This window comes from Bradyrhizobium tropiciagri, assembly GCF_018130505.1.
Classification (GTDB): domain Bacteria; phylum Pseudomonadota; class Alphaproteobacteria; order Rhizobiales; family Xanthobacteraceae; genus Bradyrhizobium; species Bradyrhizobium tropiciagri_B.
Genome location: NZ_JAFCKH010000011.1, coordinates 278,610 through 293,308 on the forward strand (window position 1 = coordinate 278,610; position 14,699 = coordinate 293,308).

General features: G+C 66.0%; 16 protein-coding genes. 7 read left to right on the top strand and 9 right to left on the bottom strand.

The genetic code is table 11. The features are described from left to right. Positions 1-45: 45 nt before the first annotated feature. From JQ633_RS27325 to hemH, 3 genes are all read right to left on the bottom strand, one after another. Positions 46-492 carry an NfeD family protein gene (locus tag JQ633_RS27325; RefSeq protein ID WP_211988193.1) on the bottom strand — a complete coding sequence of 149 codons (447 nt, stop codon included), beginning with the start codon at positions 490-492 and terminating at the stop codon, positions 46-48. A 41-nt stretch (positions 493-533) separates the two neighbouring features. Beyond that, positions 534-1,532 (bottom strand): SPFH domain-containing protein, encoded by a 999-nt coding sequence (locus JQ633_RS27330; protein WP_211988194.1) that lies wholly within the window; start codon positions 1,530-1,532, stop codon positions 534-536. Positions 1,533-1,745: 213 nt separating this feature from the next. Continuing rightward, positions 1,746-2,783 (bottom strand): ferrochelatase, encoded by a 1,038-nt coding sequence (gene hemH / locus JQ633_RS27335; RefSeq protein ID WP_211988195.1) that lies wholly within the window; start codon positions 2,781-2,783, stop codon positions 1,746-1,748. 98 nt (positions 2,784-2,881) lie between these two features. Here hemH and JQ633_RS27340 point away from each other — a divergent pair, with 98 nt between their 5' ends. Beyond that, positions 2,882-3,280 carry an MAPEG family protein gene (locus JQ633_RS27340; protein ID WP_211988196.1) on the top strand — a complete coding sequence of 133 codons (399 nt, stop codon included), beginning with the start codon at positions 2,882-2,884 and terminating at the stop codon, positions 3,278-3,280. Between the two features lie 199 nt (positions 3,281-3,479). On the opposite strand, the gene JQ633_RS27345 is transcribed toward JQ633_RS27340, so the two are convergent. From JQ633_RS27345 to JQ633_RS27355, 3 genes are read right to left on the bottom strand one after another with little or no spacing between them, the layout of a single operon-like run. Beyond that, complete coding sequence (locus tag JQ633_RS27345; protein ID WP_211988197.1) at positions 3,480-4,601, bottom strand: nickel/cobalt transporter; 1,122 nt, start codon at positions 4,599-4,601, stop codon at positions 3,480-3,482. Beyond that, a complete protein-coding gene (locus tag JQ633_RS27350; protein WP_433995698.1) occupies positions 4,598-5,245 on the bottom strand; it encodes a DUF1007 family protein in 648 nt (215 codons plus the stop codon). The genes JQ633_RS27345 and JQ633_RS27350 overlap by 4 nt, the downstream gene beginning before the upstream one ends. A 2-nt stretch (positions 5,246-5,247) precedes the next feature. Then, positions 5,248-7,323, bottom strand: coding sequence for a M3 family metallopeptidase (locus tag JQ633_RS27355; protein WP_211988198.1), 2,076 nt, complete (start codon positions 7,321-7,323; stop codon positions 5,248-5,250). Between the two features lie 130 nt (positions 7,324-7,453). Here JQ633_RS27355 and JQ633_RS27360 point away from each other — a divergent pair, with 130 nt between their 5' ends. The 6 genes from JQ633_RS27360 (at position 7,454) to JQ633_RS27385 (ending at position 12,423) form a co-directional block, all read left to right on the top strand. Beyond that, positions 7,454-7,714, top strand: coding sequence for a hypothetical protein (locus JQ633_RS27360; protein WP_211988199.1), 261 nt, complete (start codon positions 7,454-7,456; stop codon positions 7,712-7,714). A 670-nt stretch (positions 7,715-8,384) separates the two neighbouring features. Further along, positions 8,385-9,527 carry a type III PLP-dependent enzyme gene (locus tag JQ633_RS27365; RefSeq protein WP_211988200.1) on the top strand — a complete coding sequence of 381 codons (1,143 nt, stop codon included), beginning with the start codon at positions 8,385-8,387 and terminating at the stop codon, positions 9,525-9,527. Positions 9,528-9,658: 131 nt separating this feature from the next. Further along, entirely contained in the window at positions 9,659-10,267 is a 609-nt protein-coding gene (locus JQ633_RS27370; RefSeq protein WP_211988201.1) for a GNAT family N-acetyltransferase, read from the top strand. A gap of 11 nt (positions 10,268-10,278) precedes the next feature. Beyond that, positions 10,279-10,446, top strand: a complete 168-nt coding sequence (locus tag JQ633_RS27375) for a hypothetical protein (protein WP_211988202.1) — start codon at positions 10,279-10,281, stop codon at positions 10,444-10,446. 97 nt (positions 10,447-10,543) lie between these two features. Beyond that, positions 10,544-10,933: a RidA family protein gene (locus tag JQ633_RS27380; protein WP_211988203.1), complete on the top strand. Its 390-nt coding sequence runs from the start codon at positions 10,544-10,546 to the stop codon at positions 10,931-10,933. Positions 10,934-10,980: 47 nt separating this feature from the next. After that, positions 10,981-12,423, top strand: a complete 1,443-nt coding sequence (locus JQ633_RS27385) for a homospermidine synthase (protein ID WP_211988204.1) — start codon at positions 10,981-10,983, stop codon at positions 12,421-12,423. Positions 12,424-12,620: 197 nt separating this feature from the next. Here JQ633_RS27385 and JQ633_RS27390 read toward each other — a convergent pair whose 3' ends face one another. The 3 genes from JQ633_RS27390 to JQ633_RS27400 all read right to left on the bottom strand — a co-directional run bounded on the left by JQ633_RS27390 (position 12,621) and on the right by JQ633_RS27400 (position 14,695). After that, entirely contained in the window at positions 12,621-13,361 is a 741-nt protein-coding gene (locus JQ633_RS27390) for an acetoacetate decarboxylase (protein WP_211988205.1), read from the bottom strand. 106 nt (positions 13,362-13,467) lie between these two features. Further along, positions 13,468-13,800, bottom strand: coding sequence for a hypothetical protein (locus JQ633_RS27395; protein WP_211988206.1), 333 nt, complete (start codon positions 13,798-13,800; stop codon positions 13,468-13,470). Positions 13,801-13,978: 178 nt separating this feature from the next. Beyond that, positions 13,979-14,695 carry an MgtC/SapB family protein gene (locus tag JQ633_RS27400; protein WP_211988207.1) on the bottom strand — a complete coding sequence of 239 codons (717 nt, stop codon included), beginning with the start codon at positions 14,693-14,695 and terminating at the stop codon, positions 13,979-13,981. Between the last annotated feature and the right edge of the window lie 4 nt (positions 14,696-14,699).

Here is a 14,699-nt window from a genome sequence, read left to right on the forward strand (position 1 = left end):
AAGTGCGCGGCGACCTCTCCCCGCAAGCGGGGAGACGTAAAAAAGCTAAGCCGTTGCCACCGTCAGGTTGGCGCCGTCGGCGCCGACGACCTTGATCCGGCTGCCGGCCGGCATATCGGGGCCGGCGATGCGCCAGATCGTGTCGTCGATCCGCACCGTGCCTGTCCCGTCGATGATCGGCTTCTCGAGCGTGAACTCGCGGCCGATCAGGGCTTCGTTGCGGCGATTGAGGAACGGGTTGCTCTTGCTCGCCTCCCGCGTGCTCTTGGCGAAATGCCGCCAGGCAGGCACGGCGGCCACCGCGAACACCGCGAACATCAACAGCTGCGTCTGCCAGGACGGCGTGAACACGAACGACAGCAGGCCGACCAGCAGCGCCGCGAGCCCGAGCCAGAACAGGAACACGCCGGGCGCCGCCAGCTCCAGCGCCATCAGGATGAAGCCGAAGATCAGCCAGTTCCAGGTGCCCAATGTCGAAAACATCTCGGTCATGACATGACCTCTTTCATTGCGGGCGTGATGCGGTCACGCCCTCACCGCTGCGGCACCGGCGGCGGCGTCGGGCCGGCCGGTGGCACCGAGCCGCCGCGCCGCGCGGCGGCCGTCGCGGATGCCGCGCTCTCGCCAAAGGTGGCGCGGGCGATCTCGCCGATGCCGGCGAGCGAGCCGAGCACGCTCGAGGTTTCGATCGGCAGCATCAGGACCTTCTGGTTCGGCGACTCCGCGAACTGGCCGAACGCCTTGATGTATTTGTCGGCGATGAAATAGTTCAGCGCGGCGACGTCGCCCTTGGCGATCGATTCCGACACCATCTGCGTCGCCTTGGCCTCGGCCTCGGCGAGACGCTCGCGTGCCTCGGCGTCGCGGAAGGCGGCCTCGCGGCGGCCCTCGGCCTGCAGCACCTGCGCCTGCTTGGCGCCCTCGGCGCGCAGGATCTCCGACTGCCGCTGGCCCTCCGCCTGCAGGATGTCGGCGCGCTTGACGCGCTCGGCCTTCATCTGCCGGCCCATCGCCTCGACGAGGTCGGCCGGCGGCACGATGTCCTTGATCTCGATGCGGTTGACCTTGACGCCCCAGGGCGACACCGCGGCGTCCACGACGCGCAGCAGCCGCTCGTTGATCTCGTCGCGATGCGACAGCACCTGGTCGAGATCCATCGAGCCCATCACCGAGCGGATGTTGGTCATTGTCAGAACGGTGATCGCCTGCGTCAGGTTGGCGACCTCGTAGCTCGCCTTCGCCGCGTCAAACACCTGGAAGAAGGCGACGCCGTCTGCCGTGACAGTGGCGTTGTCCTTGGTGATCACCTCCTGCTCGGGGATGTTGTTGACCTGCTCCATCATGTTGATCTTGCGCCCGATGCGATCGAAGTACGGCACGATGAAATTAAGGCCGGGCGACAGCGTGCGGGTGTATTTGCCGAACCGCTCGATGGTCCAGTCATACCCCTGCGGGACGGTCTTGACCCCGGCGAACAGCGTGACGATGACGAGAAGAACGAAGGCAATCGCGAAAATGTCGAAACCAGTCATAAAGTCCTCCAGGGCCGGCGAGACCGTCGCCGGGCGCGGTCGGTACGTTGGTCGGCAGGACCGCGGCGCCGGTTCAGCCGGCTGTTGTTTCTCACCATGACGTAGGAAGCGGTTGTGCGGACTGCCAGATGGTATGAAGGCTGAACCGACCTTACCTGTCCAGTGTCACGGATCGTTAACGATCCGGACCGGCCTCCTTGCGGACTAGACCCCTTAGATCCAGCCTTGCAGTTCGCGCAGCACCAGCTGGCGGATCACGTCCATCCCGCCGTCGGTGTCGTTGAGGCAGGGGATCGCGGCGAACTTCTCGCCGCCATTGTGCCGGAAGATCTCGGCGTTCTCCTGCGCGATCTCCTCCAGCGTCTCCAGGCAGTCGGCGGAGAAGCCGGGGGTGACCACGGCGATCCGTTTGACACCCTCCTTCGCCAGCCGCTCGACCGTCTTGTCGGTATAGGGCTGCAGCCACTCGGCATTTCCGAAGCGCGACTGGAAGGTGAGGACCAGCTTCGACGGCGCGAGGCCGAGCCGCCTGCGCAGGGCGTCGGTGGTCGCGATGCACTGCGCCTGGTACGGATCGCCCTTGTCGACATACTCCTTCGGCATGCCGTGGAAGGACGCCAGGATCATCTCCGGCTGGAACGGCAGGCTCGCCAGATGCGCATCGATCGAGACCGCCAGCGCCTCGATATACTCCGGCTCATCATAGTAAGGCGGCGTCACCCGCAGGGTCGGCTGCGCGCGCATGCCGGCCAGCACGCGAAACGCCTCGTCGCAGACAGTCGCCGAGGTCGCGGCGGAATATTGCGGATAGAGCGGCACCACCAGCAGGCGACTACAGCCCTGCGCGGCGAGCGCCTCGATCCGCGCCTTGATCGACGGGTTGCCGTAGCGCATCGCCCAGTCGACCACGACATGGTCGTGCGCTGAGATCGCCTCGGCAAGCTTGTCGGCCTGCGAGCGCGTGATCGTCTTCAGCGGCGACTCGTTCTTCTCGGTGTTCCAGATCTTCAGGTAGTCGAGCGCCTTGCTGCGCGGACGCCGGCGCAGGATGATGCCGTTGAGGATCAGCTTCCAGACCAGGCCCTGATCCTCGATCACCCGCGGATCGGACAAGAATTCCTTGAGATACACCCGCACGCCCGCGGCGTCGGCGGTATCCGGCGTGCCGAGGTTGACCAGCAGCACGCCGACCCGCTCCGGCTTGATGGCCGCAGCCGGCGTCGGACTCTCGAAGGGAATGACCGTGCTCATGCTGGTGTTCTCACGATGACCTTGGGATTCGCGCGTTGCTCCAACCTTGTCAAGCCGAGTGCTGGTTGGGTACGTTCCGGCCGAAAAGAGGGAAAACCATGACGGTCGCCGAATGGTGCGTCTTCGGGACGCTGATGCTGTCGCTCCTGACGATCGGATCGGCGAAATGGGCCGGCTTCGGCCGTTTCGACAATTCCCGGCCGCGCGATCCCGATTTCTACGACGACCCGATCCGCTCGCGCGCGCTCGGCGCCCACCAGAACGGGCTGGAAGCCTTTCCGTTCTTCGCCTTCGCGGTGCTGCTCGCCGAATTCCGCGTCGGCCCGCTGCGGCTGATCGACGAATTGTCCGTGCTGTTCCTGATCGTGCGGATCGCCTACGTCTTCACCTATGTCGGCAACCGCCCGACCCTGCGCTCGATCCTCTGGAGCATCGGCTTTGCGATCAACGTCGCAATCTTCCTGCTGCCGGCGCTCCGGGGATATGTCACGGGGTGAACGGGACGTGCGAGAACCACCCACGGTGTCGTCCCGGCGAAGGCCGGGACCCATAACCACCGAGGGTTATTATTTGCGCAACGCTGGGGCCACGGCTCGGTTCAACAACCTGACCCTGTGGTTATGGGTCCCGGCCTTCGCCGGGACGACGCATGGGGAGAGACGCGAGTAACGCCGCAGTTCAGGATCACTTAAGACCTCAAAGACACGTCGCCCGCTCGGCGGCCACGTAGCCGAACAAGAGCCCGATCCCGAACAGCAGCACGAGCCCCGCGGCGGCGAATTCCAGGCCGCGCATGATCAGCATGCCGCCGCCGTCGCGCGCGCCGCTTAGCCGCTCGGCCATGCCGCGCGCCGACACCGCGACGAGGGCGATCGCCGCCACCGTGATCGCGGTGCCCAGCCCCATCACGAAGGTCGCGGCGATGCCGGCCCAGAACAGGCCCTGCGCCAGCGCGAACACCAGCACCAGGATCGCGCCCGAGCACGGCCGGATGCCGACGGTGAGGATCGCGCTGAGACCGCGCCGCCAGCCGCCGGGACCGGCGAGCTCGGCCGGCGTCGGCCCGTGCGAATGGCCGCAATGCTCGTCATGGACATGACCATGATCCAGGCCGTGAGCATGATCGTGCCCATGATCATGGTCGTGGCCGTGATCGTCATGGGCGTGACGATGGTGGTGATCATGGCCATGGTCATGACCGCTGTGATTGTGGTCGTGGTGATGCGCGCCGGCCATCGCCAGCGCCGGGCGCGGCACCTGCAGCGCGCGGAAGAAGCCGCCGCCCTTGAGCCAGACCAGCCGGGCGCCGAACAGCGCGATCAGGGCATAGCTCGCGATCTCGATCGCCTTCTCCGCCCCGCACATCGTCTTCGCGGTGGCGTTGAGCAGCCAGGCGCAGATCCCGACGATCAGCACGGCGACCAACGACTGCATCAGGGCCGAGGCGAACGACAGCACGATGCCGCGCCGCGCGGTCTCGCGGTTGGCGACCATGTAGGACGAGATCACCGCCTTGCCGTGGCCGGGCCCGGCGGCGTGGAATATGCCGTAGGCAAAGGAGATCGCCAGCAGCGTCCAGACCGCCGAGCCGTCGGATTTGGCGGCCCGGATGGTCGCCGACATCTCCCGATAAAACTCCGACTGCTTGGCCAGCAGCCAGCCGACGATGCCGCCCTGCGGCTCGGGCGCGGAGCGCGGCGCGCCGAACGGATTTTGCGCCAGCAGCCCGTGCACGGCGCCATCGAGCAGCGCGCACGCCGCCCACACGGCGGCGGACATGGCAAGACCGCGCATCACGCGGCAGACGGTCGGCGTCATGGGCACTCCACCGTGATCTTGTTGGCGAACATCATCCCGAAATTGGCGTTGCTGCCGTCGAGAAAGTTCTGCTCGCCGAGCTTCTGTGCAGCCGTGGAACCGTCATTCGGCCGCTGGAACTGCATCTTGCAGTCGGCCGAGGCGCCGACCAGCTTGACCGGCTCCTTGTCGGCGTACTGGAAGTCGATGAAGTAGCTCGGGTCGAACACTTCGAGCGAGAGCTCCTTCGCCTTGAACGGCGTCTTCGCCGGCAAGGTGAAGTGCAGCGTCAGCGTCGTATCCTTGTATTCGAGGAAATAGTCGACCGGCTCGGTGAACTTCTGCTTCTTGCCGTCGGCCTTGGCGAAGGTGAAGTAGGCGTATTCCTTGAGCGATTCGACATTGGTCTGCGCCAGCGGCGCCAGCTCCTCGCGGCTGTAGGCGCCCTTCACCTTGGTCTCGATGCCCTGCAGCGCATAGGTCGAGAACATGTCGTCGAAGGTCCAGGCGTGGCGGACGCCGGTGATGGTGCCGTCGGCGGCGTAGATCAATTCGCTCTTCGCCGTGATCCAGACATGCGGATGGGCCTGGGCGGCCGCCGTGCCGAACACGACGGCGGCCGCCAGCACCAGCGAACCGATCAGGCGGTTGAAGGCGGACCGCACCGTCAAGCCGCCTCGGACGCTTCGAGCAGGCCGCGGCGGCGCAGCAGCGCGTCCGGCTCCGGCTCGCGGCCGCGGAAGGCGACATAGGCCTCCTCCGGATCGCGCGAGCCGCCCGAGGAGTAGATGTCGTCGTGCAGCCGCTTGGCGGTTGCCGGATCGAAGATGTCGCCGGCCTCCTCGAAGGCGCCGAAGGCGTCGGCGTCCATCACCTCCGACCACATGTAGCTGTAATAGCCTGAGGCATAGTGGTCGCCGGAGAAGATGTGGCCGAACTGGGTCGGCCGATGCCGCAGCGAGATCTCGGCGGGCATGCCGATCTTCTCCAGCTCCTGCTTCTCGAACGCCCGGACGTCGCGGCTGGCCGCCGCGGGCTGGGTGTGGAACTCGAGGTCGACCAGCGCCGAGGAGACGAACTCGACCGTGGCAAAACCCTGGTTGAACTTGCGGGCGGCGAGGAAGCGCTTGAGCAGGTCGTCCGGCAACGGCTCGCCGGTCTGGTAGTGTCGGGCGAAGCGCTGCAGCACCTCCGGCCGCTCCTGCCAGTGTTCATAGAGCTGCGAGGGCAGCTCGACGAAGTCGGTGAACACGCTGGTGCCCGACAGCGAGGGATAGGTCACGTCGGAGAGCATGCCGTGCAGGCCGTGGCCGAACTCGTGGAACAAGGTCCGCGCATCGTCCGGCGACAGCAGCGACGGCGCACCGTCGGCGCCCTTGGCGAAGTTGCAGACGTTGATGACCAGCGGCGCGACGTCCTGGTCGAGCTTCTGCTGGTCGCGCAGCGAGGTCATCCAGGCGCCGGAGCGCTTCGAGGGCCGGGCGAAGTAGTCGCCGTAGAACAGCGCCTTGTGCTTGCCGTCGCGGCCCCTGACCTCCCAGACCCGCACGTCCGGGTGCCAGACCGGAACGTCCTTGCGCTCCTCGAAGGTGACGCCGAACAGGCGGGTGGCGCAGTCGAAGGCGGCCTCGATCATGTGGTCGAGCACCAGATAGGGCTTGATCGCGGAGTCGTCGAAATTGGCCCGCCGCTGGCGGAGCTTCTCGGCGTAGAAGCGCCAGTCCCACGGCGCCAGGGTGAAATTGCTGCCCTCCTCGGCGATCAGCGCCTGCAGCGCGTCGCGGTCGGCGAGCGCCCGGGCCCGCGCTGGCTTCCAGACCCGCTCCAGCAGGTCGCGCACCGCCTCGGGCGTCTTGGCCATGGAGTCCTCCAGGCGGTAGGCGGCGTAGGTCGGGAAGCCCAGGATCTTGGCGCTCTCCTCGCGGAGCTTGAGGATCTCCACGATGGTCTCGTTGTTGTCGTTGCCGTTGCCATTGTCGCCGCGGGCGGTGAACGCCTTGTAGACCTTCTCGCGCAGCTCGCGGTTCTCCGAGCTCTGCAGGAACGGCTCGACCGAGGAGCGCGACAGCGTCACGATCGCCTTGCCGGGCATGCCGCGCTCGGCGGCCGCGGCCTTGGCCGCCGCCACGAAGGTGTCGGACAGGCCGGCGCGGTCGTCCTCGCCGAGCTCCATCGACCAGTCTTGCTCGTCCCCGAGCAAATGATGGCTGAAGGAGGTGCCGAGATGGGCGAGGCGCTCGTTGATCTCGGCCATCCGCTTCTTGGCGCCGTCGTCGAGCCCGGCGCCGGCGCGGTGGAAGCGGGTGTAGCTGCGCTCCAGCAGCCGCAGCTGCTCGCCGGTCAGGCCGAGCGAGGCGCGCTTCTCGTGCAGCATGGCGATGCGGCCAAACAGCACAGCGTTCATCATGATCGGATTCCAGTGCCGCGCCATCCGCAGCGACACCTCCTTGTCGATCTCCAGGATCTGAGGGTTGGAATGCGCCGAGACGAGGTCGTAGAACACGGCCGCGACCTTCGACAGCAGCTTGCCGGAGCGCTCCAGCGCCGTGATGGTGTTGTCGAAGTCGGGCAGCGACGGATCGTGCGTGATCGCAGCCACTTCAGCGGAATGGTCGGCAAAGGCCTGCTCGAAGGCGGGCAGGAAATGCTCCGGCTGGATCTCGGCAAAAGGCGGCGTCTCGAACGGCGTCTGCCACGCCTTCAGAAGGGGGTTCATCTCGGCCTGCGCGCTGGTTTCCGACATCGAATATCCCGTTTTTCGCCTTGAAAATGCGGCCCGAACTATATCACGCCATGCGGCATTTTTGGGCCTTTTGCGCTTGATAGATGGGCGCTTTTCGGAGAGATTGCGCCCCCTGAACAGGACCTATTTTATGAGCACGCAGCCCACCGCCTCCAGCAACCGCGTCATCGTCTGGCCGAGCGTCGTCACCGTCATCTCGGCGGCGATCCTGATCGGCGCGGAAGTGTTCGGCGCGGCGTTCGCCGGCGGCTGGGCGCTCGCGATCCTGTTCGGGCTCGACGATGTCGGCGCCCACATCCTGCAGGCGGTGCTGTTCGGCGTCGGCGTGCTGATCATGATCGCCTTCATCCGCGCCGCGCAGCGCATCGAGCCGTTCACCCGTCGCGCGTGAGCTCAGCGATTCAAGAAAGCGCTGCGGCACAGGGCTAAAACGCACACGCTTCGTTAGCCAATCTTAACAGCCGTTCATCTTCAGCATCGCAAGACGCGTGCTGCTCGCGAGATCGCAAGCACGCGTTAGGGAAATTTGTCGCGATCGCAAAAAAATTCTTGCGCCGCGAAGTCAAAAGACTTATTTCCTCGCTTGCCCAATTTCGCACGTGCCTGTGGTCGTGTGTCAGTCGGTAGGTATCCGGACAAGAGGCCGGACAGCCGCCAAGGGGTGGAAGAACCGAGGGTCGCTCCCGTCAGTTGAGACGGACCAAGCGGCCAGCATCTCTCTCCAGGGATGCCGTTGAAGGTCTCGCCACTTCTTGCAACCGTGACTGGCAGCCGGAGGCGAACCGGCGCACCCCGCTCTCAACGGGGGACGCGACTTAAAGCAACGACGGAGCGGGCTTTTTTGGTCTCTACCGGCATTCCAACGCCGGCGCGGGCTACTGAAAAGGCTTGTCCTTCATTGCCAGGTGAGCGGGCGGGAAACTCTCCCAACCAATCCACGGCAGCACAGTCTGGTCTGAGTCTATGGCTCCATTGCGCCTCCATCGCGCGGTGTGGCCAGAGCGCTCATATCCGACGTCACGTTGATGCGGATCCCGTCGCTGGGGCCGTTGGAGAGTGCCATGACCGAACGTATCCAGGAATTCCTGCGTCACCGCCGCAGCGAAGGTCTCGACATCGAGCCGTGCCTCGTCGTCGACCTCGAGGTCGTGCGCGACAACTACCAGACATTCGCGAAGGCGCTGCCGGACAGCCGCGTGTTCTACGCGGTCAAGGCCAACCCGGCGCCCGAAGTGCTGTCGCTGCTCGCGTCGCTCGGCTCCTGCTTCGACACCGCGACCGTCGCGGAGATCGAGATGGCGCTGGCCGCCGGCGCGACGCCTGATCGCATCTCCTTCGGCAACACGATCAAGAAGGAGCGCGACATCGCGCGCGCCTTCGCGCTCGGCATTCGCCTGTTCGCGGTCGACTGCGCCGCCGAGGTCGAGAAGATCGCCCGCGCCGCTCCCGGCGCCAAGGTGTTCTGCCGCATCCTCTATGACTGCGCCGGCGCCGAGTGGCCGCTGTCGCGCAAGTTCGGCTGCGACCCGGAGATGGCGGTGGAGGTGCTCGACCTCGCCAAGCGCCTCGGGCTGGAGCCGTGCGGCATCTCGTTCCATGTCGGCTCGCAGCAGCGCAAGGTGAAGGCGTGGGACCGCGCGCTCGCCATGGCGTCGACCGTGTTCCGTGACTGCGCCGAGCGCGGGATCAACCTCACCATGGTCAACATGGGCGGTGGCTTCCCGACCAAGTACCTGAAGGACGTGCCGCCCGTGCTGCAGTACGGCCGCTCGATCTTCCGTGCGCTGCGCAAGCATTTCGGCAACCAGATCCCGGAGACGATCATCGAGCCGGGCCGCGGCATGGTCGGCAATGCCGGCATCATCGAGACCGAAGTCGTTCTGATCTCGAAGAAGAGCGACGAGGACGAGGTGCGCTGGGTGTATCTCGACATCGGCAAGTTCGGCGGTCTCGCCGAGACGATGGACGAGTCGATCCGCTACGCTATCCGCACCCCGCATGACGGGGCGGACATGACGCCGTGCGTGCTCGCGGGCCCGACCTGCGACAGCGCCGACGTGCTGTACGAGAAGCTGCCGTATCCGCTCCCGGTGACGCTCGAGATCGGCGACAAGCTGCTGATCGAAGGCACCGGCGCCTATACGTCGACCTACTCGTCGGTGGCGTTCAACGGCATTCCGCCGCTGCGGACCTACCACATCTAACCAGCCTCGTTTTCGAGGCCTGAACTGAACCGGGAGCCGGCCCCGCCGGCTCCTCCCCTGTCATTTTTGACTTTCTGAACGACGCTTGCCGCGGCGTACGCCATGCCGTTGCAAGCGGGGACTGACGTGCCATGACTGCAAAACGGAACACCCCCGTTGCCCTCATCCGAGATGCCGCTGCGTTCGCGATCCGTGCGGAGCGTGCCTCGGACGTCGTCGCACGCGAAGCGCTGCTGGATGCCTGCTTTGGCGCGAACCGCCATACGCGCACCTGCCAGCGCCTGCGCGACGGACGCGCGCCCGCCGAAGGCCTGAGCCTTGCGGCCGCGCGCCAGGACGGCCGGCTGGTTGGAACCGTGCGGTTGTGGCACGTCAGCGCGGGGGGCCGCAGCGCGCTGATGCTGGGGCCGCTGGCTGTCGATGACGACTGCCGCGGCCTCGGCGTCGGCGCCGCGCTCATGGCACGCGCGCTGGCGGTCGCGAAAGCGCGCGGCCACGGCGCGGTGATCCTGCTCGGCGATGGGCCCTATTACGTCAGGTACGGCTTCACGGCCGCCAAGACCGGCGAGCTGTCGCTGCCGGGCGCGTTCGAGCGCGAGCGGCTGCTCGGGCTCGAGCTCGTCGAAGGCGCGCTCGACGGCGCCTGGGGCATAATCGTGCCGACCGGCGCGCCGCTGAAGGCGAAGGCGGCGCGCCCCCGCACCCGGAAGGCACCGCTCGCCGTGCCGCACGCGGCGTAGAGGCGGCCGCCATGTCGGAGAACCTTCCCGCAATCGACGGCGCGCGCCCGCGTTGGCGTGGCCTCGTCACCACGGTGATGCTGGTGCTGATCTCGGTGATGATCGTCCGCGACATCCTGATCCGGCGCTGGACCGGCACGCCGCCGTCGCCGCCGGACACTACCCAGCACTCCCGCTGACATCAACGCTCGGCAAGAGCATAATCCAAGGGGTTGCACGGGCGTCGAAAATGCCCGTAAACCCCGCGCAACGCCCGTTTCAGTCGAGGTCCAGACCATGCCCCGTCGCCTGATCTCTACCGGTTCGCCGCTCGAGAAAGCCGTTGGCTACAGCCGCGCGGTGATCGATGGCGATTTCGCTTTCGTCGCCGGAACCACCGGCTACGACTACGCGACGATGACGATGCCCCCGGATGTCACGAGCCAGTCACGGAACTGCTTCAAGACCATCGAGGCTGCCCTCAAAGAGGGCGGCTTCGCGATGGCCGACATCGTCCGCGCGACCTACTACGTCACCGACGCCAGTTACGTGGATGACCATTTCGCCGTCTGCGGTGAGGTGCTCGGTGACATCAGGCCGGCTGCGACGTTGCTGGTCGTCACCGCCCTCGCCAAGCCCGAGATGAAGGTCGAGATCGAAGTCACCGCGAAACGTCGCACTCCCTGATCCACTCTAACGACCCGCCGCCCGGCGCGCTCTCCTGGAGATAATTGATGAGCCCCTCCTCGCAGATCCTCGCGAAAATCACCGGTCCGATCGTCATGGTCGGCTTCGGCTCGATCGGCAAAGGCACCTTGCCGATGATCGAGCGGCATCTCGACTACGACAAGTCGCGCGTCACCGTGATCGACCCGAAGGACGAAGGCCGCAAGGCGCATTGCGAGAAGCACAATGTCAGGTTCATCCAGAAGGCGGTGACCAAGGACAATTATCGCGAACTGCTGACCCCGCTGCTCACCGAAGGCGGCGGCCAGGGCTTTTGCGTCAATCTGTCGGTCGATACCGGCTCCACCGACATCATGGAGCTCTGCAACGAGGTCGGCGCGCTCTACATCGACACCGTCAACGAGCCCTGGCTCGGCTTCTATTTCGATGCCTCGAAGGGCCCGGAAGCGCGCTCCAACTACGCGCTGCGCGAAGTGACGCTGGCCGCCAAGCGGGCGCGCCCCGCCGGCTCGACCACGGCCGTCTCCTGCTGCGGCGCCAATCCCGGCATGGTCTCGTTCTTCGTCAAGCAGGCGCTGCTCAATGTCGCCGCCGACCTGAAGCTCAACGCGCCGAAGCCGAAGACCAGGGCCGAATGGGCCGACCTGATGCGGCAGGCCGGCGTCAAGGGCATCCACATCGCCGAACGCGACACCCAGCGCTCCAAGTCGCCGAAGGAGCCGGATGTCTTCGTCAACACCTGGTCGGTGGAAGGCTTCCTGTCGGAAGGCGTGCAGCCGTCCGAGCTCGGCTGGGGCACCCATGAGAAATGGATGCCCGAGAATGCGCACACCCACGAAGCCGGCTGCGGCGCTGCCATCTATCTGATGCAGCCCGGCGCCAACACGCGCGTGCGCACCTGGTGCCCGACCCGCGGCGCGCAGTACGGCTTCCTCGTCACCCACAACGAGTCGATCTCGATCTCCGATTACTTCACGGTGCGTGACGCATCGGGCACGGCGATCTACCGGCCGACCTGCCACTATGCCTATCATCCGGCCGACGATGCCGTGCTGTCGCTGCATGAGATGTTCGGCCGCGCCGCGAAGATGCAGGAGAAGCACCACATCCTCGACGAGAACGAGATCGTCGACGGCATCGACGAGCTCGGCGTGCTGCTGTTCGGCCATGACAACAATGCCTACTGGTACGGCTCGCAGCTCTCGATCGAAGAGACCCGCGCACTCGCGCCCTACCAGAACGCCACCGGCCTGCAGGTGACCTCCGCCGTGCTCGGCGGCATGGTGTGGGCGCTGGAGAACCCGAACGAAGGCATCGTCGAAGCCGACGAGATGGACTTCGATCGCCTGCTGGAGATCCAGCTGCCGTATCTCGGCCCGGTGAAGGGCTTCTACACCGACTGGACCCCGCTGACGGATCGTCCGGGACTGTTCCCGGAGGACATCGACACCAGCGATCCCTGGCAGTTCAAGAACATCCTGGTGCGCTGATCGGCGCACCGACCCTTGCCAACGAAATGCCCGGCCTCGCGCCGGGCATTTTCACGTCCGCCGCCGCTCACTCACACGCAAGCGGCCAAATACCGAAGAACAACCCCATGCAAAGTAGCCGGCAACTGCCGGCGTCCGACAAGGCAACTTGACACGTCGGGCAACTCAGGGATATTCTTCCAATATTCCGAAATCTCTCACTTCGCCATGTAATCGAACGCCACCGAGCCGAGGCCGAGCGTCAGGTCCGCCTTGTAGTGCAGCGCCGAAACCACCTCGCGGACCGGCAGGCGGGCGACGTCGCAGAGTGCGTGGGGAAACAGTCCGAGCGCGGCGGGGCCGGTCCAGGCTTCCTTCAGCGTGATTTCCTCGAGATGGAAACGCACCAGCTCGCAGATCCGCGGGCTGCCGTCGACATGAGGGATGATCTTCAAGATGAAGTTCGGCGCCTTCATCGACTTCAGCACCGCGTCGTGGTCGACCTTGCGGTGCTTGTAGCCCATGGTGGCGGAGGCGCAGAGCACCGAGCCGTAATGCAGCGAGCCGACCAGCACGTCGCTCTCGACGGCGATCTTGGGTTTCGCCAGCTTCTTCGGAAATCCCCACAGCTCGCGGCCGCCGGCGATCGGGCCCTCGTCGTCGAGATACATCGCATGGGTATAGGCGCCCTCCTCGCCCTTGAAGCGAACCGGGATCACCTGCCCGGTCTCGGTGTAGTCGCCGAAGCCGGTGGAGTCGGGCATCCGGATGAACTCGTACTTCACGACAGGCTCGGCGACCTCGAGCGGCTCGGGCACCACGGCTTCGAGGGCTTCGCGGTCGGTCTTGTAGGTGACGATGAAATATTCGCGGTCGTAGAACCGGTATGGCCCCGGCGGGAACGACGGGTTGGTGAGCGGCATCGAATAGGCGTTGCGCCTGACGTCCTCGATCTTCATGTGAGCCCCATCTGCCGTTGGCGTGATGGCAGATTATGGAGCGGACGGGCGACGGAGGCGAGAGCGTAGAACAGGCAGCCGCCGTCAAATGCGCGTCACAATGCGGCTACTTCTGCTTGATCGGCGGCGCGGTCTTCTCGGCCGGGGCCGGAGGCAGCACCGGCTTGGCGCCGGCCTTCTGCGCATCGGCATCGGGCCGCGCGGGCTCCGGCGCCGGCGTAGTCGGTCGGTCGCCGCCGGGCTTCGACTCGGCCGGCGGCGCCGTTTTCTGCGGCTCGGACGAGGGCTGCATCGGCTGCGTCGCCTGCGCCAGCTGCGGCTCCCGCCCCGCCGAGCCGATCTCGCGCAGGGAGAGACTTATCAACACGACGCCCGTCATCACCAGAACGGAGGCGATCAGGATGTCGCCCCTGATACGCTTGATGTTGTCCGCTGCCATCTCGTGCACCCGCGATTTGTTCGCGAGGTCAACGATCCGGCGAGGGCATGGTTCCGAAGCCTCGCCGGCTGGGAACTCAGAGGCGGCAGCATCTCTCCACGCGTCGTCCCGGCGAAGGCCGGGACGACACCGTGGGTGGTTCTCGCACACTCCGAGCTCCCTTCGGAGCAACACGCTCTCAATCCGCGGTGTTGCTCTCCCAGGTCGCGTGGCGCACGCCCGGCTGTCGTTCCAGCTCGGTGGTCACCGCATTCAGCTCGGCGGGATCGACCGCGGTGGCGACCAGCTTGGCCACGATCTCCAGATGACCATCGCCGATCTCGACCACATCGACGTCGGCGACCGGGTAGTTGGCAGCCTCGAGCTTCTCCACCAGGCGGTCGCGCATGTCGGCGAGCGCCTCGGTGGTGACCGCGAGCTTGACGTAATAGGTCGCCTCCGAGGCTTTCTCGTTCAGCGGGATGCGGTTGATGGCATTGACGAGCGGACGCAGCAGCGTGTTGCCGGCGATCACGAACACGGTCAGCACCGCGGCCTGCGCCACCATGTCCGCGCCGGCGCAGGAGCCGACCGCGGCCGAAGCCCACAGCGTCGCCGCGGTGTTGAGGCCGCGGACATCCATGCCCTGTTTCATGATGACGCCGGCGCCGAGGAAGCCGATGCCCGACACCACGTAGGAGATCACCCGCACCGCGCCGCCGGCGCCGTCCAGATGCATCGCCAGATCGACGAAGGCGGCGGCACCGACCGCAACCAGCACGTTGGTGCGCAGGCCCGCGGTGCGCTGCCGATACTGCCGCTCGGCCCCGATCAGGGTGCCGAGCACGAAGGCGGAAAACAGGCTGACCAGCGTGTCGATGAAATCAGCGAGCTGGAAGGTCGTGATGAATCGCATGGCG